17 protein-coding genes are annotated in these 17648 nt (G+C 65.2%); 7 read left to right on the plus strand and 10 right to left on the minus strand.

What is annotated here, in order from left to right:
* Nucleotides 1-175: 175 nt before the first annotated feature.
* From pssA to DACI_RS24590, 4 genes are all read right to left on the minus strand, one after another.
* Entirely contained in the window at nucleotides 176-1009 is an 834-nt protein-coding gene (gene pssA, locus DACI_RS24575; RefSeq protein WP_012206663.1) for a CDP-diacylglycerol--serine O-phosphatidyltransferase, read from the minus strand.
* Between the two features lie 210 nt (nucleotides 1010-1219).
* The gene (gene ilvC, locus DACI_RS24580; RefSeq protein ID WP_012206664.1) at nucleotides 1220-2236 is read right to left on the minus strand and encodes a ketol-acid reductoisomerase; all 1017 of its coding nucleotides are present in this window, start codon (nucleotides 2234-2236) and stop codon (nucleotides 1220-1222) included.
* A gap of 72 nt (nucleotides 2237-2308) precedes the next feature.
* Nucleotides 2309-2800, minus strand: coding sequence for an acetolactate synthase small subunit (gene ilvN / locus DACI_RS24585; RefSeq protein WP_012206665.1), 492 nt, complete (start codon nucleotides 2798-2800; stop codon nucleotides 2309-2311).
* A gap of 154 nt (nucleotides 2801-2954) precedes the next feature.
* Nucleotides 2955-4736, minus strand: coding sequence for an acetolactate synthase 3 catalytic subunit (locus DACI_RS24590; RefSeq protein WP_012206666.1), 1782 nt, complete (start codon nucleotides 4734-4736; stop codon nucleotides 2955-2957).
* Nucleotides 4737-5013: 277 nt separating this feature from the next.
* Between DACI_RS24590 and DACI_RS24595 the strand changes: the two genes are divergently transcribed.
* From DACI_RS24595 to DACI_RS24620, 6 genes are read left to right on the plus strand one after another with little or no spacing between them, the layout of a single operon-like run.
* On the plus strand, nucleotides 5014-5586 hold the full coding sequence (locus DACI_RS24595) for an RNA polymerase sigma factor (protein WP_043782492.1): 573 nt from the start codon (nucleotides 5014-5016) through the stop codon (nucleotides 5584-5586).
* Nucleotides 5583-6041, plus strand: a complete 459-nt coding sequence (locus DACI_RS24600) for a DUF3619 family protein (RefSeq protein ID WP_012206668.1) — start codon at nucleotides 5583-5585, stop codon at nucleotides 6039-6041. The genes DACI_RS24595 and DACI_RS24600 overlap by 4 nt, the downstream gene beginning before the upstream one ends.
* 20 nt (nucleotides 6042-6061) lie before the next feature.
* A complete protein-coding gene (locus tag DACI_RS24605) occupies nucleotides 6062-6913 on the plus strand; it encodes a DUF3106 domain-containing protein (RefSeq protein ID WP_012206669.1) in 852 nt (283 codons plus the stop codon).
* Nucleotides 6914-6950: 37 nt separating this feature from the next.
* A complete protein-coding gene (locus tag DACI_RS24610) occupies nucleotides 6951-7496 on the plus strand; it encodes an RDD family protein (protein WP_012206670.1) in 546 nt (181 codons plus the stop codon).
* A gap of 40 nt (nucleotides 7497-7536) precedes the next feature.
* The gene (locus DACI_RS24615) at nucleotides 7537-7950 is read left to right on the plus strand and encodes a diacylglycerol kinase (protein ID WP_012206671.1); all 414 of its coding nucleotides are present in this window, start codon (nucleotides 7537-7539) and stop codon (nucleotides 7948-7950) included.
* Entirely contained in the window at nucleotides 7947-8540 is a 594-nt protein-coding gene (locus tag DACI_RS24620; protein ID WP_012206672.1) for an LOG family protein, read from the plus strand. The genes DACI_RS24615 and DACI_RS24620 overlap by 4 nt, the downstream gene beginning before the upstream one ends.
* Nucleotides 8541-8641: 101 nt before the next feature.
* Here DACI_RS24620 and DACI_RS24625 read toward each other — a convergent pair whose 3' ends face one another.
* Complete coding sequence (locus tag DACI_RS24625) at nucleotides 8642-8980, minus strand: P-II family nitrogen regulator (protein ID WP_012206673.1); 339 nt, start codon at nucleotides 8978-8980, stop codon at nucleotides 8642-8644.
* A gap of 190 nt (nucleotides 8981-9170) precedes the next feature.
* A complete protein-coding gene (locus DACI_RS24630) occupies nucleotides 9171-10820 on the minus strand; it encodes an NAD+ synthase (protein WP_043782496.1) in 1650 nt (549 codons plus the stop codon).
* A gap of 86 nt (nucleotides 10821-10906) precedes the next feature.
* On the opposite strand from DACI_RS24630, the gene DACI_RS24635 reads away from it, so the two are divergent.
* On the plus strand, nucleotides 10907-12130 hold the full coding sequence (locus tag DACI_RS24635; RefSeq protein WP_012206675.1) for a GNAT family N-acetyltransferase: 1224 nt from the start codon (nucleotides 10907-10909) through the stop codon (nucleotides 12128-12130).
* A 3-nt stretch (nucleotides 12131-12133) separates the two neighbouring features.
* Here DACI_RS24635 and DACI_RS24640 read toward each other — a convergent pair whose 3' ends face one another.
* The 4 genes from DACI_RS24640 to DACI_RS24655 all read right to left on the minus strand — a co-directional run bounded on the left by DACI_RS24640 (nucleotide 12134) and on the right by DACI_RS24655 (nucleotide 17644).
* Nucleotides 12134-13978, minus strand: a complete 1845-nt coding sequence (locus DACI_RS24640; RefSeq protein ID WP_012206676.1) for a methyl-accepting chemotaxis protein — start codon at nucleotides 13976-13978, stop codon at nucleotides 12134-12136.
* Nucleotides 13979-14469: 491 nt separating this feature from the next.
* Nucleotides 14470-16239 (minus strand): methyl-accepting chemotaxis protein, encoded by a 1770-nt coding sequence (locus tag DACI_RS24645; RefSeq protein ID WP_012206677.1) that lies wholly within the window; start codon nucleotides 16237-16239, stop codon nucleotides 14470-14472.
* Between the two features lie 181 nt (nucleotides 16240-16420).
* Nucleotides 16421-16948, minus strand: coding sequence for an inorganic diphosphatase (gene ppa / locus DACI_RS24650; RefSeq protein WP_012206678.1), 528 nt, complete (start codon nucleotides 16946-16948; stop codon nucleotides 16421-16423).
* Between the two features lie 153 nt (nucleotides 16949-17101).
* Nucleotides 17102-17644, minus strand: a complete 543-nt coding sequence (locus tag DACI_RS24655; RefSeq protein ID WP_012206679.1) for an Mpo1 family 2-hydroxy fatty acid dioxygenase — start codon at nucleotides 17642-17644, stop codon at nucleotides 17102-17104.
* Nucleotides 17645-17648: the final 4 nt, after the last annotated feature.

Below are 17648 nucleotides of genomic sequence, written 5' to 3' on the forward strand. Positions count from 1 at the left end.
CGACCCCACAAATGCAAAACGGCCCGTCGCTGGTGCAAACGGGCCGTGAAAGTAGGTATGTACGCGCGCGCTACTGTCTCTGCCCGTTGGACATCAGTAGTAGAGCTAGCGACAGGTATTGCATTCGAACGACTTTAGCACAGGTTCACAAAGGCTGTGAAGATGCTTCGCTGCATCACTTGTGCAGGCCGCGCTCCTCGGGCTCGTCGGTCGAGGTGCTGATGACGCTGGTGCGCTGGCCCTTGGCCTTGCGCCAGGCGTAGACGCCATAGCCCGAGAAACCGTAGAGCAGGAACACGCCGAACAGCACGATGGGCGGATGGATGTTGATGATGGCAATGCCCAGCGCAATCAGCACGATGGCGGCAAACGGCACGCTCTTCTTGAAGTGCACGTCCTTGAAGCTGTAGAACGGCACATTGGTGACCATGGTCAGGCCCGCGTACAGCGTCAGGAAGAACATGATCCAGGTGATCTGCGTCCAGCTCAGCCAGGCATCCTGTCCGCGCAGCAGGCCCGCCTCGTCCAGCAGCCAGATGAAGCCCGTGACCAGCGCCGCCGCCGCAGGCGAAGGCAGGCCCTGGAACCAGCGCTTGTCCACCGTGCCGGTATTCACGTTGAAACGCGCCAGCCGCAGTGCGGCGCAGGCGCAATAGACAAAGGCGGCAATCCATCCCCAGCGACCAATGCCCTTGAGCGCCCACTCATAGGCGATCAAGGCGGGAGCGGCGCCGAAGGACACCATGTCCGACAGCGAGTCCATCTGTTCGCCAAAGGCGCTTTGCGTATTGGTCATGCGTGCCACACGGCCGTCAAGGCTGTCGAGCACCATGGCGCAGAACACGCCTGCAGCAGCCAGTTCGAAGCGGCCGTTCATGGCCATCACGATGGCGTAGAAGCCACCGAACAGCGCAGCCAGCGTGAACAGGTTGGGCAGGATGTAGATACCCTTGCGGCGCTTGCGCACCACCACGCCCTCAATCTCGTTGGACTCATTGTGGTTTTGCATCAATCCAGCCTCCAGCACAGCGCCTACGGGCGCGGGCAGCTATTAAAACGATAGTATTCTAAGGGAGCGGACCGCGCCGCCCCGAAAGGGTCAGTGTACCTGCGCGCCGCACCCCTTCCCTGCACGAAAAAGGCCACCCGTCGGGGTGGCCTTGTCCTGCACCTTGCGTAGGCCGCTTGCGCGACCCAGGCAAGATGGAATGCAGCAATCTCAGTTGCGGCTCTGGTCAACCAGCTTGTTCTTGGAGATCCAGGGCATCATGGCGCGCAGCTGGCCACCGACCTTCTCGATGGCGTGGTCGGCGTTCATGCGGCGGCGGGCCGTCATGCTCGGGTAGTTGGTGCGGCCTTCCTGGATGAACATCTTGGCGTATTCGCCGGTCTGGATGCGCTTGAGGGCAGCACGCATGGCTTCGCGCGACTTGTCGTTGATGACTTCGGTACCCGTCACGTACTCGCCGTATTCGGCGTTGTTCGAGATCGAGTAGTTCATGTTGGCGATACCGCCTTCGTACATCAGGTCCACGATGAGCTTGAGCTCATGCAGGCACTCGAAGTAGGCCATTTCGGGAGCGTAGCCGGCTTCGGTCAGGGTCTCGAAGCCCATCTTCACCAGTTCCACCGCGCCGCCGCACAGAACGGCTTGCTCGCCGAACAGGTCGGTCTCGGTTTCTTCCTTGAAGTTGGTCTCGATGATGCCGCCCTTGCCGCCGCCGTTGGCCATGGCATAGGACAGGGCCAGGTCACGGGCCTTGCCGGACTTGTCCTGGTACACAGCGATCAGCGAAGGCACGCCGCCACCCTTCAGGTACTCGGAACGCACGGTGTGGCCAGGACCCTTGGGGGCGACCATGATCACGTCCAGATCGGCGCGGGGCACGACCTGGTTGTAGTGGATGTTGAAGCCGTGGGCGAAGGCCAGCGTGGCGCCTTGCTTGATGTTGGGGGCCACGTTGTTGTTGTAGACCTCGGGGATGTTCTCATCCGGCAGCAGGATCATGACCAGGTCGGCGGACTTCACGGCGTCATCGACTTCCGCGACGGTCAGGCCAGCCTTGGCGACCTTGTCCCAGGAAGCGCCGCCCTTGCGCAGGCCGACCACGACCTTCACGCCGCTTTCGTTCAGGTTTTGCGCGTGTGCGTGGCCCTGGCTGCCGTAGCCGATGATGGCAACGGTCTTGCCCTTGATCAGGCTCAGGTCACAGTCCTTGTCGTAGAAAACTTTCATGTTGGCTCCAGGCTTCGTGTATGTAGGGGTTGAAAAGGGGAAGGGGACAGGTTTCAGGTGCGTTGCAGCGCATCAAACGCGCAGGATGCGTTCGCCGCGGCCGATGCCGCAGGAGCCGGTGCGCACGGTTTCCAGAATGGCCGTGCGGTCCAGCGCCTGCAGGAAGGCGTCGTTCTTGGATTGGTCGCCGGTCAGCTCGACCGTGTAGCTCTTTTCGGTCACGTCGATGATGCGGCCGCGGAAGATGTCCGCCATGCGCTTCATCTCCTCGCGTTCCTTGCCCACGGCGCGGACCTTGACCATCATGAGCTCGCGCTCGGTATAGGAACCTTCGGTCAGGTCCACGACCTTGACGACTTCGATCAGGCGATTCAGGTGTTTGGTGATCTGCTCGATCACGTCTTCGGAGCCATTCGTCTGAATGGTCATGCGCGACAGCGATGCGTCTTCCGTGGGGGCCACGGTCAGCGATTCGATGTTGTAGCCGCGGGCCGAGAACAGGCCCACCACGCGCGACAAGGCTCCCGGCTCGTTTTCGAGCAGCACGGCAATGATGTGTTTCATGAAAGAAAGATTCCTCTTTTCGCTGCCCTCCCCCGGCGCCGGTAAACGTCGGGCTTGGCAGGCAATAGATTCGTCAAAGGGGCCGCCTCGAGGACGGCTCACTGGAACGGATGCGACAGGAATGAACCCGGGCAAATCCCGCAAGGGACCATGCTCAGAGGTCGTCAGCTCCCAGCAGCATCTCGGTGATCCCACGGCCGGCCTGCACCATGGGGAACACATTCTCGGTGGGATCGGTACGGAAGTCCATGAACACCGTGCGGTCCTTGAGCTTGCGTGCCTCGCGCAGGGCGGGCTCCACGTCCTCGGGGCGCTCGATCAGCATGCCCACGTGGCCATAGGCCTCGGCCAGCTTCACGAAGTTGGGCAGCGAGTCCATGTAGCTGCTGCTGTAGCGGCCCGAGTACTCGATCTCCTGCCACTGGCGCACCATGCCCAGGTAGCGGTTGTTCAGCGACACCACCTTGACCGGCGTGTTGTACTGCAGGCAGGTAGCCAGCTCCTGGATGTTCATCTGGATGGAGCCTTCACCCGTGATGCAGAACACCTCGGACTCAGGCTTGGCCAGCTTGATGCCCATGGCGTAGGGCAGGCCCACGCCCATGGTGCCCAGGCCGCCGGAGTTGATCCAGCGGCGCGGTTCGTCGAAGCGGTAGTACTGCGCAGCCCACATCTGGTGCTGGCCCACGTCGGACGTGATGTAGGCATCGGCGTCGCGGGTCATGTTCCACAGCGTCTCCACCACATACTGCGGCTTGATGACCGAGCCATCGCCACGGCTGTACTGCAGGCAGTCGCGGCTGCGCCAGCCTTCGATGGTCTCCCACCATTGGCCCAGGGCCGCTGCGTCGGGACGGGCACTTGCCTCGCGGATCATGGAGATCAGCTCGGTCAGCACCTCCTTGACGTCGCCCACGATGGGCACGTCCACCTTCACGCGCTTGGAGATGGAAGAAGGATCGATGTCGATGTGGATGATCTTGCGCTCCACCGACATGAAATGCTTGGGGTTGCCGATCACGCGGTCATCGAAGCGCGCGCCCACCGCCAGCAGCACGTCGCAGTTCTGCATGGCATTGTTGGCTTCGATGGTGCCGTGCATGCCCAGCATGCCCAGGAACTTGCGGTCGCTGGCCGGATAGGCACCCAGGCCCAGCAGCGTATGCGTGACCGGGTAGCCCAGCATGTCCACCAGGGTGCGCAGCTCGTTGCAGGCATTGCCCAGCAGCACGCCGCCACCCGTGTAGATATAGGGACGCTTGGCGGCCAGCAGCAACTGCAGCGCCTTGCGGATCTGGCCGGCATGGCCCTTGCGCACCGGGTTGTAGGAGCGCATCTCCACCTTCTCGGGGTAGCCGGCGTAGAGAGCCTTCTTGAAGGACACGTCCTTGGGAATGTCCACCACCACGGGGCCGGGACGGCCGGTGCGCGCGATGTGGAAGGCCTTCTTCATCGTGTCCGCCAGCTCGCGCACATCCTTCACCAGGAAGTTGTGCTTGACGATGGGACGGGTGATGCCGACGGTGTCGCATTCCTGGAACGCATCGGTGCCGATGTAGGCCGTCGAGGTCTGGCCGCTGATCACGACCAGGGGAATGGAATCGGTGTAGGCGGTGGCAATGCCGGTCACGGCGTTGGTCAGGCCGGGACCCGAGGTCACCAAGGCCACGCCGACTTCACCCGTGGCACGGGCAAAACCGTCTGCCGCATGCACGGCCGCCTGTTCATGGCGCACCAGCACATGCTGAATGAAATCTTGTTTGTAGAGGGCGTCGTAGATGTACAGAACCGCACCGCCCGGATAGCCCCAAAGCTGCTTGACACCTTCGGCCTGCAGGGACTTGACGAGGATCTCGGAGCCCATCAGCTCCTGGGATGCATGGGACTGCGACGCCGCTGCTGCCGCGCTGGAGTACTCGGCTTTGGAAATTTCCATGATCAACCTTTGTGAATTTCTCTAACGAAAAACCTTGGGTGCCCCTTGCCTGAAGCCCTTGTGAGGCCGGTGCGGGACTTAGGACCAACAGACATGGGCGAGTGAGTAAACGCCGGACCGTGACCCGTTTGCCTTTTTGAATTGCAGCAGACATTATCGCACTGCAACAAGCCTTCGCGCCATCCTGCGAAAAAAATTGACAGTGCGGTGCGATAATCAGGCCCCGCACCCGTTCAGCCCCTCATCAACGAGCCCCTCATCCGGGCCTGCGTTCCTTTTGGCAACCGAGCAAGAACTATCCGACTTCCTCAAAAGCGTAGAAAAGCGAGCCTTCAAGCGCAGCTTTTTTCACGTCCGGGATGAGGAGGCGGCGCTGAACATCGTGCAGGACAGCATGCTCAAGCTGGCGCTGCACTATGGCGACAAGCCCATCAACGAGCTGCCCATGCTGTTCCAGCGCATCCTGTCCAACAGCACGCTGGACTGGTTTCGCAGGCAAAAAACGCAGAACGCCCTCTTCACCCGCATGAGCGATCTGGAGGCGTCGGCCGGCGACGATGCGGACTTCGACTGGCTCGAAACCTATGCCGACTCCGGCCAGAACGGCGAAACCGCCCGCAGCGCCGAAGATCTGACCGAGCGGGCCCAGATTTTGCAAAGCATTGAAAAAGAGATACAGGAGCTTCCAGCACGTCAACGCGAAGCTTTCCTGATGCGTTATTGGGAAGAGATGGACGTCGCGGAGACCGCTGCCGCGATGGGGTGTTCCGAAGGAAGTGTAAAAACACATTGTTTCCGCGCCATCCAGACATTGAGCAAGGCACTGAAGGCCAAAGGAATCGAGCTATGAAGACTGCGCCCACTCTCACTCTCCACAGCGAAATGGCGGCCGACCGCATCGCACGCCGGATCACCGCGCGCCTGGGTGATGGCGAGGCGTTGCTGCCATACGACATCACCGAGCGGCTGCGCGCTGGGCGCGAGCGCGCCCTGTCCGTTCGCCGGCGCGAGCTGCGCGCTGCGCCCGTGCAGGCTGCCAGCGCAACCCAGGCCCAGGTCGGCACGCTGACGCTGGGCTCGGGCGACGAGGGCGGCACCTGGTGGCGCGCGCTGATCTCGGCCGTGCCGGTGCTGGCGTTGATCGTTGGCCTGGTGGTCGTCAACGTGCAGACGGACCAGACAGGTCTGACCGAGGTTGCCGAGGTGGATACCGCCTTGCTGACCGATGATCTGCCGCCCGCCGCCTACGCCGACCCCGGCTTCATCCAGTACCTGAAGACTTCGGCCACCAACACGGAACGCTGATCCCCGCCTTGCCTGCCTGCATGCCCACTGATTCACGCGCCGCGTTCCACCGCTCAGCCGCCGCCATCCTGGCGGCGGTGCTGTTGATGGCGCTGGCCTGGACCGGCTGGCGCGTCGTGCAGCAGGTACGGCTGGCACCCAGCACCGTCTCGCCGGCCACGATCGCAGCCTCCAAGACCCTGCACGGTGATGCAGCCACACGCCAGCGCGCCACGGACCTGGCCTCCGGCCCGCGCTGGGCAGAGCTGACACCGGCGCAGAGCAGCGTGCTTGAACCCCTGTCCGAGCGCTGGTCCATGATGGACGCGCTGCAAAAGCGCCGCTGGATGGCGCTGGCCGAGGGCTGGGACAAGCTCAGCGAGAAAGAGCAGGAAAAGCTGCGCGATCGCATGCAGACCTGGTCCAGCCTCAGCGCCCAGCAGCGCAGCCAGGCTCGCCTGAATTTCGCCCTGACCAACCGCCTGGCCACGGACAAGCGCGCCCAGTGGGAGGCCTACCAGGCGCTCAGCGACGAGGAAAAACGCCTGCTGGCCGCGCGCGCCGCGCCCAAGGCCAAGGGCGCCGCCACCGCCATAGAGCCCGTGGCCCCCAAGCGGCTGGCGCGGATTCCGGCGGCCTCGGTGGCTCCGGCCACCATTCCGAATCCGCCGAAGATTCCGCCCGCCACCATCTACAACCCGCCGCCTCCGGTACCCCCGGCCTCATCCCCTGCGGCCGTGGAAACCCATCCCGTGCGCCCGCCGGCGCTGGTGGAGACGGCGCCGGTGGAAGTGCCCTCGGCCACGCCCATGCCTTTGCCGCCCATGGAACTGCATGATAGCCCCGATGCTGCATCCCAGCCATCGCACGGCGAGGCGCCCCTCTCGCATTGACGCACTGACGCACTGACGCACCGATCTCCCCGTCCGCATGACGAACGCCACATCCCCCGCCTCCACCACGGCAGCCGCAATCGCAGCCTCCCCACAGATGGCCCCGCGACTGGCGCGGCGCATGGCCTGCTGGCTCTACGAGGGCATGCTGCTGTTCGGCGTGGTCTTCATTGCAGGCTATCTGTTCGGCACCCTGTCGCAGACACGCAATGCCATGGACAACCGCCATGCGCTGCAGGCCTTCATGTTCGTGGTGCTGGGCATCTATTTCGTCTGGTTCTGGTCCAAGGGCCAGACGCTGGCCATGAAGACCTGGCACATTCGCCTGGTGGATGCAGCGGGCCAGCCCGTCAGCCAGTTGCGCGCGCTGCGGCGCTATGTGTTCAGCTGGATCTGGCTGCTGCCGCCACTGGCGGCCTATTCGACCGGCGTGCCTGCACTGACCACGCTGATGCTGCTGGTGCTGTGGGTGGCGCTCTGGGCACTTCTGAGCCGCTTGCATCCGCGCCGCCAGTTCTGGCATGACGCATGGGCCGGCACCCAGTTGATCCACCAGGCCCCGGCACCCAGGAAAAAGCGCTGACAGGCCCATAGGCAGCGTCGCATCTCCTACACTCGCAAGCATGCCCGCCGCATCTCCCGACCCGACCGACAGTGCACCTGTCAATCCTCAGAAAAGCCGCACAGGCCTGACGCGCGTCTGGCACGCAGCAGGCTATTCGCTCTCAGGCCTTCGCGCCGGATGGAACGAAAAAGCCTTCCGCCAGGAAGCGCTGGCAGCCATCGTGCTGATCCCTGCCGCCTTCTGGCTGGGAAGCAGCTGGATCGAGGTCGCACTGCTGGCGGGCACCGTCTTGCTGGTGCTGATCGTGGAGCTGCTCAACAGCGGCATCGAGTCCGTGGTCGATCGCATAGGCCCCGAATGGCACGTTCTGTCCAAGCAGGCCAAGGACATGGGCAGCGCGGCCGTGATGCTGGCGCTGCTGCTGTGCGCCGGCGTCTGGCTGGCCGCCCTCTATCAACGGTTCATTGCATGACAAATCCCACGTTTTCCATTTGTGTGTATTGCGGCTCGCGCCCCGGCGACCAGCCCGGATTCATCGAGGCGGCCCGCGCCACCGGCCGCTGGATCGGTGAGCACGGCGGCCAGCTGGTCTATGGAGGCGGCCGCAGCGGCCTGATGGGCGAGGTGGCCGAGGCCACGCGGCAGGCCGGCGGCCGCGTCGTGGGCGTGATTCCGCAGGCGCTGGTGGACAAGGAACTGGCCAACCATGCCTGCGATGAGCTGCACATCGTCCAGACCATGCACGAGCGCAAGGCCATGATGGCCGAGCGCAGCGATGCCTTCGTCGCCCTGCCCGGCGGCATAGGCACCTTCGAGGAATTGTTCGAGGTCTGGACCTGGCGCCAGTTGCGCTACCACGACAAGCCCATCGGCCTGCTCAATGTGGATGGCTACTACGACAGCATGCTGCAGTTCCTGCAGACCTGCGTGGGCCATGGCTTCATGGGCGAGTGGCAGATGGGACTGATCGAAAGCGGCAGCGACATCCCCACGCTGCTGCAATCCCTGGTGCAGAACGCCGGCACGGGCCTGGAGACTGCGCCCTTGCGCGCCGTGATCTGAACAGAAGCGTAAACGGAAACGGCCACCCTTGAGAGGATGGCCGCCAGCGTCGAGATATCAGGAATGCAGGGCGCCGAATGCGCCCTGCCCTGCTCTCGGACTCAAATGGCTCCGTCGTCGAGCTCGCCGGTACGGATGCGCACCACGCGCTCCACGGCCGTGACGAAGATCTTGCCGTCGCCGATCTTGCCCGTGCGCGCCACGTTGACGATGGCGTCCACGCAACGATCCACGTCCTCGGTGCGGACCACGACCTCGATCTTCACCTTGGGCAGGAAGTCCACCACGTACTCGGCACCGCGGTAAAGCTCGGTATGGCCCTTCTGGCGGCCAAAGCCCTTGACCTCGGTGACGGTCAGGCCGTTGACGCCGCAGTCGGCCAGTGCCTCGCGGACCTCTTCCAGCTTGAACGGCTTGATGATGGCGGTGATCATTTTCATGGGGTGAACTCCTAGGTATTACAAATGTGAGGGCCACACAAGATCGGCAAGACCCAAGTCACTGGCGCGCCCCAAAGTCAGGGACAGCGAGCAAGGGCCTACGCCGGCCGCACCGCCCCGCAGCGAGGCTGTCGTCTCCCCCGCGAAGCGAGAGGGGGAAGGCGCGAAGCGACTCAGGGGGATATTCATTTCAAGCGCGAAAGCGGTTGGTGATGGGGTAGCGCCAATCCTTGCCGAAGCTGCGGCGCGTCAGTCGCGGCCCCACGGGCGCCTGGCGGCGTTTGTACTCGTTGATCTGGATCAGGCGCGTCACTCGCTCCACATCGGCGCTGGCGTATCCGTCGGCCACGATGGAGGCGATGCTTTCGTTATTTTCCATGTAACGGCGCACGATGGCATCGAGCACCTCATAAGCGGGCAGGCTGTCCTGGTCTTTCTGGTCAGGGCGCAGTTCGGCGCTGGGCGGGCGCGTGATGATGCGATCCGGAATGGGGTCCAGCCCCGTGCCGAACGGATCGTTGGCATTGCGCCAGCGCGCCAGCGCAAAGACCTCGGTCTTGAGCACGTCCTTGATCACCGCGAAGCCGCCCGCCATGTCGCCATAGAGCGTGCAGTAACCGGTGGACATCTCGCTCTTGTTGCCCGTGGTCAGCACCACGGAGCCGAACTTGTTGGACAGGCCCATCAGCAGGGTGCCACGGATGCGGGCCTGCAGGTTTTCTTCGGTCGTGTCCTCGGCGCGGCTCGCGAAGGCCGGGGCCAGCGCGGCCTTGAAGGCCTCGAACTGCGGCGCGATGGAGATTTCGTCATAGCGCACGCCCACGCGCTCGGCCATATCACGCGCGTCGATCCAGCTGATGTCGGCCGTGTAGGGCGAAGGCATCATCACCGTATGCACCTTGTCCGCGCCCAGCGCATCGACTGCAATCGCCAGCACCAGGGCCGAGTCGATACCGCCCGACAGGCCCAGCAGGGCACCGGGGAAACGGTTCTTGCCCACGTAGTCGCGCACGGCCAGCACCAGGGCGGACCACAGCGCCGGCAGGTGCCCTGGCTGCGCAATCACCTCGCCTGCCAGCACCAGCGCATGCCCGCCCGTGCGGACCTCCACCCGCGGCAAGGCCTCGGCAAAGGCCGGCGCGCGCGCGGCAATGGAGCCGTCCGCCTGCACGGCAAAGGAGCAGCCATCAAAGACGATTTCATCCTGGCCGCCAACCAGATGTGCGTAGACCAGGGGCAGGCCGGTCTCGCACGCACGCGCAGCCAGCGTGGCTTCGCGTTCGGCCTGCTTGCCCTCATGGAAGGGCGAGGCATTGATCACGGCCAGCAATTGCGCACCGGCCTGGGCGGCGGCGCGTGCGGGTTCGGGATGCCAGGCGTCCTCGCAGATCAGCAGGCCCACGCGCACGCCCTGCACTTCGATCACGCAGGGCGATTGGCCGGCCACAAAGTAGCGCTGCTCGTCGAACACGCCGTAGTTGGGCAGGCATTGCTTGGCATGGCTGCATTCCACGCGCCCGTCGCGCAGCACGCTGGCCGCATTGCGCAACGCGCCACCGGCGCCCGGGTCGCGCCAGGGATGACCCAGCACCAGCGCCAGGCCCGGCCATTGCGCGGTCTCCAGCGCAAGCTGCTGCACGGCCTGGTCGCAGGCATCCAGAAAGGCGGGGCGCAGATACAGGTCTTCGGCCGCATAGCCGCACAGGGCAAGCTCGGGCGTCAGCAGCAAGCGTGCTCCCGTGGCATAAGCTTCACGGGCTGCGGCAATGATTTTCTGGACATTGCCGGGCAGGTCGCCCACGACAAAGTTGAGCTGGGCAGTGCAGATGGAGAGCGTCATGGAATGCAATGGAGCCAACAGGGCCGACAAGGCCACCCCACAGCGAAAGGCGGCAGCGCGCGTCACACCGGCCTGCAAGGAATGGCATGGCTGAAACCGCAATTATCACCCGCGTGCTGGACAGCGTGCAGCAGCTCGATGCCCAGGCCTGGAATGCGCTGCTGGCATCGCAGGCCGCGCCCACTCCCTTCATGCGCCACGAGTACCTGAGCGCGCTGGAATCCAGCGGCAGCGCCGTGCCGCAAACCGGCTGGGCCGGCCGCGTGGTCACGCTCTGGCAGGGCGGCGAGCTGGTCGCCGCCTGCCCGGTCTACGCCAAGGCGCACTCCTATGGCGAGTACGTGTTCGACTTTGCCTGGGCACGTGCCTACGCCCAGCATGGGCTGGACTACTACCCCAAGGGCGTGCTGGCCGTGCCTTTCACGCCCGTGCCGGGCAGCCGCCTGCTGGCGCGCACGCCCTTGCTGCGTGCAGCCCTGGTGCGCGCGGTGCGCGAATGGGCCCAGGCGCAGCAGTTGTCTTCGCTGCACCTGCTGTTCAGCGATGCCGAGGATCTGGCCGCCTGCGATGCCGACGGCTGGATGCAGCGCAGCACCGTGCAGTTCCACTGGAGCAACCAGGGCGCCGATGGCGCCGGGCACAGCGATTTCGACCGCTTTCTGGCGACGCTGAACCAGGAAAAGCGCAAGAAGATCCGCCAGGAAAGGCGCAAGGTGCATGAGGCCGGCGTGCGCTTTCGCGCCCTGCACGGGCCGGACATGGGCGCACAGGACTGGGCCTTTTTCTACCGCTGCCACGAGCGAACCTACCTGGAGCATGGCAACGCCCCGTACCTCGAACCGGCCTTCTTCGAGGCCATGGCGCGCCAGATGCCCGAGGCTTGGCTGATGTTCATCGCCGAGCGCGACGGCCAGCCCATGGCCTGCAGCCTGATCGCGCTGGATGCTGCGGCCGCAAGGCTGTCAGCGGGCCATACGGGCGGGCGCGCCCATGCGCCGCAGGCCCCACAGGGAACGGCCTACGGCCGCTACTGGGGCGCACTGGAGCGCGTGGATTGCCTGCATTTCGAGGCCTGCTACTACCAGCCCATCGCCTGGTGCATAGAGCGCGGCATTGCGCACTTCGAGGGAGGCGCCCAGGGCGAGCACAAGATGGCACGGGCACTGTTGCCCGTGGTTACTCCCAGCGCCCACTGGATTGCCCACCCGTCCTTTGCCGATGCCATCTCGCGCTTTCTGGACCGCGAGGGCGAGGGCATGGCCGGCTATCTGCAGGAGCTGCAGGCCCACAGCCCGCTGCGCCAGGGGTAAGGCTCAGAAGGTTTCCCAGTCGTCATCGCCCTGACCGGGCTGACCAGGCTGGCCGGGCTGCCGTGGCGCCGGCTTGCTGGCCTGCGTGGGTCCGGCGCGCGGCCGGATGGGGGGCGTGGCATCGCGCTCAAGCCGGCGGGCCAGCGTCTCGCCGCCTGCAGGTGCACCGCCGCCGCCCAGGGCCGCAGGCCGCGCAGGGCTGGCGGGTGGGGCAGGCCGGACAGGCGGGGCTGCGGGGCGTGCTGCTGCGCTGGCCGGTGCCGCCACCCTGTGCGGCACATGCGCATGGCTGTCCGTGGCGCCACGGGGCAACTGGAAGACGGCCACGGCCTCGACCAGGTCCTGCGCCTGCTTGCGCAGCGAGGCAGCGGCGGCCGCGCTTTCCTCGACCAGGGCCGCGTTCTGCTGCGTGGTCTGGTCCATCTGCGTGACGGCTTCGCCAACCTGGGCCACGCCGGAGCTCTGCTCGGTGCTGGCCGAGCTGATCTCGCCCATGATGTCGGTGACCCGGCCGATGGCGGCCACCACTTCGGTCATGGTCGTGCCTGCGCGGTCCACCAGTTGCGAGCCCTGCTCCACACGCTCCACGCTGGCCGTGATCAGCGCCTTGATTTCCTTGGCCGCCTCGGCGCTGCGCTGGGCCAGCGAGCGCACCTCGCCCGCGACCACGGCAAAGCCCCGGCCCTGCTCACCTGCGCGGGCTGCCTCCACCGCGGCATTGAGCGCGAGGATGTTGGTCTGGAAAGCAATGGAGTCGATCACGCCGATGATGTCGCCGATGCGCCGGCTGCTGTCGTTGATGCCCTTCATGGTCTCCACGGCCTCGGCCACCACTTCGCCGCCACGGCGCGCAACGCTGGATGCATTGAGCGCCAGCTGATTGGCCTGGCGTGCGTTGTCGGCATTCTGGCGCACGGTGGAGCCCAGCTCCTCCATGGAGGCTGCCGTCTGCTCCAGGGCACTGGCCTGCTCTTCCGTGCGGCTGGACAGGTCGGCATTGCCGGAGGCAATCTGCGCGCTGGCCGAGGCCACGCCTTCGGCGTTCTGGCGCACGCTGCGCACGGTCTGCACCAGGCTGGACTGCATGCGCTGCAGCGCGCCCAGCAGCAGGCCGGTTTCGTCATGGCGGTCGATGCGGATGGTGCCGCCCAGGTCGCCGTTGGCCACGCGGTCTGCGGCATCGACCGCATGCGCCAGCGGCGCGCGGATGGAGCGCGTCAGCCACAGGCCGGCCAGCACGGCCAGCAGCACGGCAGCCAGCGCCGCCACGCTGAGGACGACGACCGAGCGCCCGTACACGGCCTCGGCATTACGGCTTTCCTGCAAGGCGGCATCACTGTTGAGCTTGACCAGCAGATCCAGCGTGTTCGACGAATCGTTGTAGAGCTTCAGCGACTCGCCGCCCAGCACCGCCTGGGCCTTTTCCTTCTCGCCCTGGCGCGACAGCGCCAGCACCTGCTGGCTCAGTTGCTGGTAGCGCTCGCGTTCCTGGACCAGTTGCGCGTAGAGCCTGCGCTCTTCGTCCGATGACAGCAGCGGCTCATAGGCCTTCCTGCGCTCGGCCAGGCGGCGCTGCAGTTGTTCCAGCTGCTTTTCCGAATCGGTCTTGTAGGCGGCATCGTCATTGTTGACATGGCGCACTTCCAGGAGGCGCGTGCGCACGACATCGGTGCCGATCTGGTTGATCACCTCCACGCTGGGCATGGCGTTGCCCGTGATGACTTCCATGCTGGCGCGCATGGAACGCAGTTGCACCAGGGCTGCGGCCACCACGGCCAGCAGCAGCAGCACCAGCAGGCCGAAGGTGCCCAGCATGCGCGTTGAGATCTTGAGGTTTTTCACATTCATCTTTCTTGTCGAAGTCCTGCCATCTTGTTGTGCCTAGCTTTGTGTTGCGCCATGAACAGGCGTCAGCCAGGCCCGGCGCGGACTTCGCAAAAACAGATCTGCCGCAACCGCGCAAGTCGGCTTGTTGGCAGGGATTGGAGGGGGAGAGCCACCGCGGTGGCGCGGTCTGCTGGAAGACTGATTGCCGCCAGGCGTGGCGGCCATGAGAACAAGGTGATCACGGGATACCCTTCGTTCCTAGGGGGCGGCGCCAGAAGCCGCCATTGTTCACACTGTAAGAATAGGACTACACCCACTTACATTCTGCCAGTATCCAGGCATTGTTCAGGACAAGTTCAGGTACTGGTAGTAGGCAGAAACCTTCACTGGCAGATTTGCGCCACAGCCTCTCGCTGCCGTCTTGCACCAGCTCAGCGCCAGACGCAAAAGGAAAGCGGCCCCATGCAAAGCATGGAGCCGCCAGAAAGGGAAGCTGAACTGCGCGTGAGGCCTCAGAACGCGGCCCACTCCTCATCGTCGGCGGTGGTCGTCTTGGTGGTCTTGGGGGCCTTGGCCGGGGTGGCCGCAGCGATCTGTTGCGCCGGCCTGGCGGCCATGGGAGCCAGGGCCGGACGCGATGCCAGGGAGGCAACAACCGTTGCGCGCGATGCTGCGGCAGTCGCCACAGAGACAACTGGCGCATCGGCAGCCGCCGTGCGAAATACCGAGACCGAGGTCACCATGGCCTGTGCCTGCTGCTGCAGCGACTGGGCAGCGGCGGCGCTTTGCTCCACCAGGGCCGCGTTCTGCTGCGTGGCCTGGTCCATCTGCGTGATGGCATCACCCACCTGGGCCACGCCCGCGCTCTGCTCGCTGCTGGCCGCGCTGATCTCGCCCATGATGTCCGTCACGCGCCGGATGGCGGTGACGATTTCCGACATCGTCTCGCCCGCCTTGTCCACCAGTTGCGTGCCCTGCTCCACGCGCTGCTCGCTGGCCTGGATCAGCGCCTTGATCTCCTTGGCCGCCTCGGCGCTGCGCTGGGCCAGCGAACGCACCTCGCCCGCCACCACGGCAAAGCCCCGGCCCTGCTCGCCTGCGCGGGCCGCCTCCACGGCCGCGTTCAGCGCCAGGATATTGGTCTGGAAGGCAATGCCGTCGATCACGCCGATGATGTCCGCGATCTGGCGGCTGCTGTCGTTGATGCCCTTCATGGTGTCCACCACCTGGGCCACGACTTCGCCGCCACGCGCGGCGATGCCCGATGCGGAGGCCGCCATCTGGTTGGCCTGGCGCGCGCTGTCGGCGTTCTGCCGCACAGTGGCGCCCAGTTCCTCCATGGAGGCTGCCGTTTCCTCCAGCGCGCTGGCCTGGCTTTCGGTGCGCGCCGACAGATCGGCGTTGCCCTGGGCAATCTCGCCAGCGGCCAGTGCCACGCCCTGCGCGTTGCCGCGCACCTCGCCCACCAGCTCGGCGAGCTTGCGGCGCATGTCTTCCTGCGCGTTGATGAGCTGGCCCATTTCGTCGCGGCGGCGGCTGGTGACCGGCGTCTCCAGATGGCCGGCCGCCACGTTGCGCGCCACATGGACGGCCTGGGCGACGGGGCCGGTCACGGCACGCGTGATGGCCCAGCCCACCAGGGCGGCAATGGCAACCACCACGGCCAGCGTGCCCAGCACCCAGATGCGGGCGAGGTCAAAGCCGGCCTGCGCCTGCTGGCGTGCCTGCTCGCCCGCCTCGCGCTGCAGGGTCAGCAGGCGGCCGGCGCTTTCGGCCAGCTTGCCGAACTGCGCCTCGGATTCGCCGGCGAACATCAGCCCCATCTCGTCGGCCATGAAGGCCTGCTCCTCGGTGGTCGAATAGTTGCCGGCACGCGCGCGCTCCAGCAGGCGCGCATGCATGGCCAGGAACTGCTGCTTGAAGCCGAGGTAGTCGTCAAAGGCCGCGCGCAGGCCCTCCTGGTCGATCAGCGCACGCAGCGCCGTCTCGTGCTCGCCGATGGTCTGCAGCCGGTCCTGCACCTGCTTGGCAAAGCCATCGACCTCGCCCAGGCTGCGGGCCGAGGCAATGCCGGCCTCGTGGCGGCGCAGGCGGTTGTACTCCGAGCGCATCGCGCCCGCATGGAACATGCTGGGCAGGGCCACATCCGACAAATGCAATGCGTTGCGGTGCATCTGTGCCAGTTGCAACCAGGCCACCGCCCCCAGGATGGCCGAGAACAGGACCATGACGAGGAATCCCATGCCCAGCTTCGTGCCCATGCGCCAATCTGCCAACTTCATTTGCTCGCTCCCGGGCTGATGGCTCGCACCAGCGCCTGATTGATCTGCCCAAACCCTGATCCACGACAAAACAAAAAACGCACCCGGCGCGTAGGCAACGGGTGCGTTTCAAATTGTATCAACTGCGAAGCGGGCATTTACCTCAGCGCAGTTGAGACTCCCTCAACGGGAGTGAAAGGGATCAGCCCTTGTAGTTGGCGATGCCGTCCACGACTTCCTTCTTGGCCTCGTCCACGCCCTTCCAGCCCAGCACCTTGACCCACTTGCCCTTTTCCAGGTCCTTGTAGTGCTCGAAGAAATGCTGGATCTGCTTGAGGGTGATCTCGTGGATGTCTTCCAGCGTGTTGATCTTGTCGTAGGCGGGCAGCAGCTTTTGCGTGGGCACGGCCAGGACCTTGCCATCCACGCCGGACTCGTCTTCCATCAGCAGGATGCCGATGGGGCGGCAGGCCACGACCACGCCCGGGGGCAGCGGGAAGGGCGTCATCACCAGCACGTCCACCGGATCGCCGTCGCCGGACAGCGTCTGGGGCACATAGCCGTAGTTGGCCGGGTAGTGCATGGCCGTGCCCATGAAGCGGTCCACGAAGACGGCGCCGCTTTCCTTGTCCACTTCGTACTTGATGGGATCGGAGTTGGCCGAGATCTCGATGACCACGTTGAAGGTTTCAGGAGCGTTCTTGCCCGGTGTGACTTTGTCGAAAGACATGATGGATGAGGAGAGTTGAAACAAAAAAGCCCCCGCAGGGGGATAGCAGCGTGATTTTAGGCGCAGGCACACGCCCCCACGGATGGCTCCGCAGGAACGCCTGCCATGCTACGGCGGCAAGCCTGCGCCAAGCTTGCAGCGCCCGGGCCGGTTTCAGGCGTGTGCGCCGCCCGCGCGCCGCTGCACGGGACCGCTGCGCTGCTCCACCGCATGCTGCACTTCGCGGCGCAGGCCCAGGGCAAAGCCCAGCTCGGCCAGCACGAACAGCGGCCCGATGACCAGGCCCACGATGTCATCCAGGAAAGCCGGCTTGCGGCCCTCGTAGTAATGGCCCACGAACTGGATCACCCAGCCCACGGCGAAGATGCCCAGGCCCCAGCCCAGCCAAGCCCCCATCGGCAGCATGGCGATGGGCTGGGCCAGCGCCAGCATCAGGGCAAGCACCAGGGCCATGGCGATGCCGTAGCGCAGGTCCAGCAGACAGTAGTAGATGCCTGCCGCCAGTGCCGCCAGCAGGGCCAGGCTCAATGGCAGCTCGGGCAGGCCATCGCCCAAGGGGGCAGCCCACTGCAGGCGGGCCAGCAAAATCACCACCGCCCACATGATCAACGGCACGCCGACGAAGTGCGTGAGGATGTTGCGTGGATCACGGTGATAGTCCGCGTACTGGGACAGTTGGTCGATGAGGGTTTTCATAGGC

Source organism: Delftia acidovorans SPH-1 (assembly GCF_000018665.1).
Lineage (GTDB): Bacteria > Pseudomonadota > Gammaproteobacteria > Burkholderiales > Burkholderiaceae_C > Comamonas > Comamonas acidovorans.